The following is a 6,097-nucleotide window of genomic DNA, read 5'->3' on the forward strand; positions in this document are numbered from 1 at the left end:
ATATGGCCAAGTACTTCCTTAATGCCGACGGCAGCGTCAAAGCCGTCGGCCAGCGCCTGCAAAACCCGGCGCTGGCCGCCGTGCTCAAACGCATCGCCAACGAAGGCCCGGACGCGCTCTATAAAGGCCCGATCGCCGAAGAGATCGTCGCCAAGGTGCAAGGCCACGCCAACCCCGGCAGCCTGTCGCTGAATGATTTGCAAGGCTACCAGGCCAAAGAGCGCGCACCACTGTGCACCGACTACAAACGCTGGCAGGTGTGCGGCATGCCGCCACCGTCGTCGGGCGGGATCGCGGTGGCGCAGATTCTCGGTACGTTGCAGGCGCTGGAAACCCGCGATCCGCGTTTGTCCCTGGCACCGCTCAAACCGCTGAAAACCAATAAACCGGCCGGCATTGAACCGGATCCGCAAGCCGTGCACCTGATCGCTGAAGCCGAGCGTCTGGCCTATGCCGACCGTGCGCAATACGTTGCCGATACCGACTTCGTCCCGGTGCCGGTCAAAGGCCTGGTCGACCCGGGCTATCTCGCCAGCCGCGCCAGCCTGATCGGTGAACGCAGCATGGGCAGCGCCAAACCGGGCACCCCACCGGGCGTGCAAGTGGCCTACGCGCCGGACCGCTCGCCGCTGCGCATCTCGACCTCACAAGTCGTCGCGGTAGATGACCTCGGCGGCGCGGTGTCGATGACCACCACCATCGAAGCCGCGTTCGGCTCGCACCTGATGGTTCAGGGTTTTCTGCTGAACAACCAGATGACCGACTTCTCGTTCATCCCCGAAGAGAACGGGCAGAAAGTCGCCAACCGCGTCGAGCCCTTAAAACGCCCGCGCTCGTCGATGGCGCCAACGCTGATCTTCGATCGCAACAGCGGTGAATTCGTCGCCACGGTCGGCTCGCCGGGCGGTTCGCAAATCATTGAATACGTGGCGAAAACCACTGTCGGCCTGCTCGACTGGAACCTCGACCCGCAAAGCGCCATCAGCCTGCCCAACTTCGGCAGCCGCAACGGCCCGACAGAACTGGAACAAGGCCAGTTCAGCCCGACGCTGATTCAGGTGCTGAAAGACAAAGGGCATGCGGTGAATGAAATCGACATGACCAGCGGCACCCAGGCCATCGTGCGGGTCAAGGATGCGCAGGGGAAAGCGTCGCTGGAAGGTGGCGCGGATCCGCGGCGGGAAGGCGAAGCGCTAGGGGATTGAGCTTAGACACCAAGCAGAAGGCTTACCGCGAGGTAGGCCTTTTTTCATGCAACTGATTAACTCGGGAGATCACTCGGCTCAGCGATTAGCCACCAGATGCGCCCCAAACAGCAAATAACAACCACCGGCCAAGCGATCCAGCCATTGCCGCGAACGCTCATACACACCGGCAATCCGCCGGCTGGCGAAGAACAGCGCTACGCAGCAATACCAGCTGAATGACAACGTCGCCATGGTCAGCACCGCCAGCGCCAGCAACAAAGGCGGGATGTGAGCCGGCATGGCGGTGGCGAAAATGGTTGCGACGAACAGTGCGGACTTGGGATTGGTCATGTTGCCCAGAAAGCCCCGCCCGTACGCGCCGAGCAATGTCTGCTCCGAGGCATCGAGCGTGCCCGGGACGATCGGCGCCTTGCGCTTGAACTGCTTGAGCCCGAGGTAGATCAGGTAGCAGCCACCGGCGATCTTGAAGCTCAGGTACAGCGTCGGCGCGGCACTGAACAGCGACTGAATACCCAAGCCACCCGCCAGCCCCCACAACACGGTTCCGCTGGCCACGCCGAGCGCAGCGACAACGCCATGACGGCGGGAACGGCTGACCGCCAGTTGTGCGATGTTGAAGAAATTCGGGCCGGGCGTGACCACGGCCACCGTCCACAACAGGGCCAACGACAGCAATGGCGCCAGATAACTCGAAAGGGAAAGATCCATGGGGCATGCGCCTGATTGGCTTGACGATGCCCTCCACCTTGCAACATCCGGCAATATTTTGCCATCAGCCCGCTAACGTCTTACCCACCACCGCATCACCAATCTTCAGGAAATGCCCGCCGGCCACGTGGTGCAAGGTGCGCAAACCATCGTGCCCTTCAAAATGCCAGCGCCCCTCACTGAACACGCGTTCATCGGCGTGGGCGGCGATGACTTCGGCGAGGAACAGGTCGTATTGCTCGTGGTTGCGCGGCTCCGGGAGCAAACGGCATTCGAGCCAGGCTACGCAGCCCTCAAGCAGCAGCGCTTCGACTTGTTCACCGGCAAAGGTCTGCAAGCCGTAAGCCTGAAACTTGTCTTGCCCTTGGGTCTGGCTGATTTCCAGGCCCGACGTATTGCCGACGGTTTGCACGATGTCGGCCTGATGGGCGCACGGGACGTTGAGCACAAAGGTGCCGGACGCTTCGAGCAACTGGCGGGTCCAGGTGGACTTATCGAGAACGACCGCGACTTTCGGCGGTTCGAAATCCAGCGGCATCGCCCAGGCGGCGGCCATGATGTTGCGCTTGCCATCATGGGCGGCGCTGACCAGCACGGTCGGCCCGTGGTTGAGCAAACGGTAGGCTTTGTTCAGGGGCACCGGACGGCGGTGGGAATCGCTCATGGGGATCTGCTCCGGGGGAAAAGGAGCCGATTGTAGCGCCAGACCACAGAAAGAAGGCGGGCGAAAAACCTGTGGGAGCGAGCTTGCTCGCGAAGGCGAAAGGTCAGTCACATCAATGTTGAATGACACACCGCTTTCGCGAGCAAGCTCGCTCCCACAAGGGATCAGTGCAGGTCAGTGAGTCAGTTGATTGGCGAACTGGCCGACGGCATCCACCACTTTCTGCGCGCCGTCCTGAATCTCGACAATCACCGTCCCCGCCTCTGCCGCCAGCGCCAGGCCTTGTTCGGCCTGCAGCTTGCCATCGGTCATCAGGGCCACGGCGTTGCGCGCCATTTCCTGGTTCTGCCGCACCACACCGACGATCTCTTCAGTCGCCTGACTGGTGCGCGACGCCAGTTGCCGCACTTCGTCGGCCACCACCGCAAAGCCGCGACCCTGTTCACCGGCGCGGGCCGCTTCGATGGCGGCGTTGAGCGCCAGCAGGTTGGTTTGCTCGGCAATACCGCTGATGGTCTTGACGATGGTGCCGATCACCTGCGACTGCTCGTTCAACGCTTCGATGCCCTCACCGGCAGCTTGCATGTGTCGCGACAGATCACGCATCACGTTCACCGCTTCTGTGACCACGGTGGTGCCACGTTGCGCGGTGCTGTCGGTTTGCTGCGAGGTGCTGTAGGCAATGCTCGCCGCGTCGGCAACCGCTTGTTCGCGATTGACCTGATCGGTGATCACCGTGGCGAACTTCACCACTTTGTACAGTTTGTTGTTGGCATCGAGCACCGGGTTGTAGGACGCCTCCAGCCACACCGTACGACCATGGCTGTCGACCCGCTTGAAGCGCTCGGCGACGAACTCACCGTTGTTCAGACGACGCCAGAAGTTCTGGTACTCGGCGCTGTTGTACTCCTCAGGCAGACAGAACATCCGGTGATGCTTGCCCTTGATCTGCGCCAGGCTGTAACCCATGCCGCTGAGGAAGCGTTCGTTGGCGTTGAGCACGTTGCCGTTGAGGTCGAACTCGATCACCGCCGTGGAGCGCACCAGCGCACCGATCAGGTTTTCATGTTCGCGGGAAGCTTCGATGGTGCGGGTCAGGTCGCTGGAGAAGATCGAGAAATGCCTGATCCGCCCGTCCGAGGAACGCACCGGCTGCACAATCGAACGCAGCCACGCCTCCTCGCCATTACCGCGCATCAGGCGCACGGCCCCGGCGAAATGTTCACCACGGGTCAGCGCAGCCTTGAAACGATGATGGAACTCATCGGCCTTCACATGCGCCGGGACAATGTCCTCAATCGCACGGCCAATCAGGTCGTGGCTTTTGTAGAGCATCTCGTTGAGGAAGTTCTGGTTGACCGACTGCACGCGTCCGTCGGGCTCCAGAGTCAGCACCAGCATCTCGCTTTCCAGGCTGTCCTTGACTTGAAGGAGGCTGGACAGTTCTTCACGAAGAGCGGCCAGCTCTTGCTTCAGGCGTTTGTTGAACATGGGAAAGTACCGATGGCTGGGTAGAAAGCGGGATGCAGCCTAACCATCGGCCTTGGAAAAGTTTTCTGAAGAGCGATTGCGACCCGTCAGTCGAAAAAAGTCATGGCGTTTACAGTCAGGCAGTTCCCGCCACCTGACACGGGCCCGTGCGCGGCATCCGCGAACCGAAATAAGCCGCGCTGACAACGCCAACCACGCCCATCACCGCACAGAACATCACACAGATCCACGGACTCCACGGCATCAGCCCGATCAGCAATAGCGGGGTGATGCTCGCCCACGCGGCGTAGGCAATGTTGTAGGTGAAGGAAATGCCCGACACGCGAATACGCGCCGGGAACAGCCCCACCATCACCGAAGGCACCGCACCGACTACGCCGCAGGCAAGACCGGCCACGGCGTAAGCCAGACCGACCCAATTGCCGCCCATGATCAGGCAGCCGTAAAGCACGCCAATGCCCAGCGGCAGCAGCAGGCTATAGAGCATCACCGTGCGCCAGGCGCCCAGACGGTCGACCAGCAGCCCGGCGATTACACAGCCGATATTGAGGAACACGATGCCCAACGCGCTGAGGGCAAACGTATGGCTGGCGGTCATGCCGAAGGTTTTCTGCATCATGGTCGGCGTAATGACCACGAACACCACCACTGCCGAGGTCAACACGCAGGTCAGCAACATGGCCGGCAACATCGCCAGACGATGCTCGCGCAGCACGGTGCGCAACGGCAGTTCGACCCGCGCTTCGCGCTGCGCTTCCATGGCCATGAACACCGGGGTTTCGCTCAACCAGCGGCGCAGGTACACGCCAATCACGCCGAACACGCCACCGAGCAGGAACGGATAACGCCAGGCGTAATCGAGGATTTCCGCCGGGGTGAACACTTGGGCAAGGAAGGTCGCGGTCAACGCGCCAATCAAGTAACCGAACGTCAGCCCGGCCTGCAAAAAGCCCAAGGCATAACCGCGATGGCCGGCAGGCGCGTGTTCGGCGACGAACACCCAGGCACTCGGCACCTCTCCGCCCACCGCCGCGCCTTGCAGAATGCGCAGCGCCAGCAACAGCAACGGCGCGAAATAACCGATCTGCGCATAGGTCGGCATGATGCCGATCAGCAGACACGGCAGCGCCATCATCAGGATGCTCAGGCTGAAGACTTTCTTGCGCCCGAGTTTGTCGGCGAAATGCGCCATCAGAATCCCGCCCAGCGGCCGCGCCAGATAACCGGTGACGAAAATCCCGAAGCTTTGCAGCAACCGCAGCCACTCGGGCATTTCGGGCGGGAAGAACAACTGGCTGAGGGTCAGGGCGAAGAACACGAAAATGATGAAATCGTAGATCTCCAGCGCCCCGCCAAGGGCCGCAAGGCCCAGGGTCTTGTAGTCGGAACGGCTGAACGGTGCCGGTCGGGCTGTGGATTGGACAGTCATGGCAAAGCACTCTGGCAGGCAAAAAACCAAGGCGCTCATGGTCTACGCAAAAGCACGGATGGACAACCCGTTAGACCATAGTCCCGGTTTTGCAAAACCTGCTCACAAAGCCTTGGCAGTTGAATTACTGTTATTGCCTGTCCTGCCAGGTGAACCACCATCGGCAAGTCATGCCGAGATCCTTGCAAGCTCACGCCTACAGGGGATATGTGTTTCGTCCGCAAGACCACAATAACCATAAAAATCCGAGGTACTTCCTGTGGCCGTTGATATCGAAGATAGCCGCTCTGCGCGCTTTGCCTTGCGCTGTTCAAGCTTTGCCGAACGCTGGTTTCCCGACTCCTGGGTATTCGCCGCACTGGCGGTGATCATCGTTGCGCTCGCCACCCTGGCCATGGGCGCCAAACCCACCGATGCCGCGATGGCGTTCGGTGACGGGTTCTGGAGCCTGATTCCGTTCACCATGCAAATGGCCTTCGTGGTGATCGGCGGCTATGTGGTCGCCAGTTCCCCGCCCGCGGTGAAACTGATTGATCGTCTGGCGCGGATCCCGAAAAACGGGCGCTCCGCGGTGGCCTGGGTCGCGTTGATCTCGAT

At 61.1% G+C, this 6,097-nt stretch carries 6 protein-coding genes and 1 pseudogene; 2 read left to right on the plus strand and 5 right to left on the minus strand.

The features are described from left to right. A partial coding sequence (locus DBR24_RS01175; RefSeq protein ID WP_128613632.1) for a gamma-glutamyltransferase family protein occupies positions 1-1,205 on the plus strand: 1,205 nt, incomplete at its 5' end. A 78-nt stretch (positions 1,206-1,283) separates the two neighbouring features. Here DBR24_RS01175 and DBR24_RS01180 read toward each other — a convergent pair. The 5 genes and pseudogenes from DBR24_RS01180 to DBR24_RS01195 all read right to left on the minus strand — a co-directional run bounded on the left by DBR24_RS01180 (position 1,284) and on the right by DBR24_RS01195 (position 5,500). Beyond that, complete coding sequence (locus tag DBR24_RS01180; protein WP_128613633.1) at positions 1,284-1,916, minus strand: LysE family translocator; 633 nt, start codon at positions 1,914-1,916, stop codon at positions 1,284-1,286. Positions 1,917-1,980: 64 nt separating this feature from the next. Next, a complete protein-coding gene (locus DBR24_RS01185) occupies positions 1,981-2,580 on the minus strand; it encodes a flavin reductase family protein (RefSeq protein WP_128613634.1) in 600 nt (199 codons plus the stop codon). A gap of 174 nt (positions 2,581-2,754) precedes the next feature. Continuing rightward, a complete protein-coding gene (locus tag DBR24_RS34705) occupies positions 2,755-3,363 on the minus strand; it encodes a methyl-accepting chemotaxis protein (RefSeq protein ID WP_371921212.1) in 609 nt (202 codons plus the stop codon). Then, positions 3,343-4,071: pseudogene (locus tag DBR24_RS34710) on the minus strand (PAS domain-containing protein); the annotation flags it as partial. The gene DBR24_RS34705 and the pseudogene DBR24_RS34710, both read right to left, overlap by 21 nt. Before the next feature lie 115 nt (positions 4,072-4,186). After that, on the minus strand, positions 4,187-5,500 hold the full coding sequence (locus DBR24_RS01195) for an MFS transporter (RefSeq protein WP_123463004.1): 1,314 nt from the start codon (positions 5,498-5,500) through the stop codon (positions 4,187-4,189). A gap of 259 nt (positions 5,501-5,759) precedes the next feature. On the opposite strand from DBR24_RS01195, the gene DBR24_RS01200 reads away from it, so the two are divergent. Then, a partial coding sequence (locus DBR24_RS01200; RefSeq protein WP_146188925.1) for a TIGR00366 family protein occupies positions 5,760-6,097 on the plus strand: 338 nt, incomplete at its 3' end.

The sequence above is a fragment of the Pseudomonas sp. HMWF006 genome, assembly GCF_003061205.1.
GTDB classification, from domain to species: Bacteria; Pseudomonadota; Gammaproteobacteria; order Pseudomonadales; family Pseudomonadaceae; genus Aquipseudomonas; species Aquipseudomonas monsensis.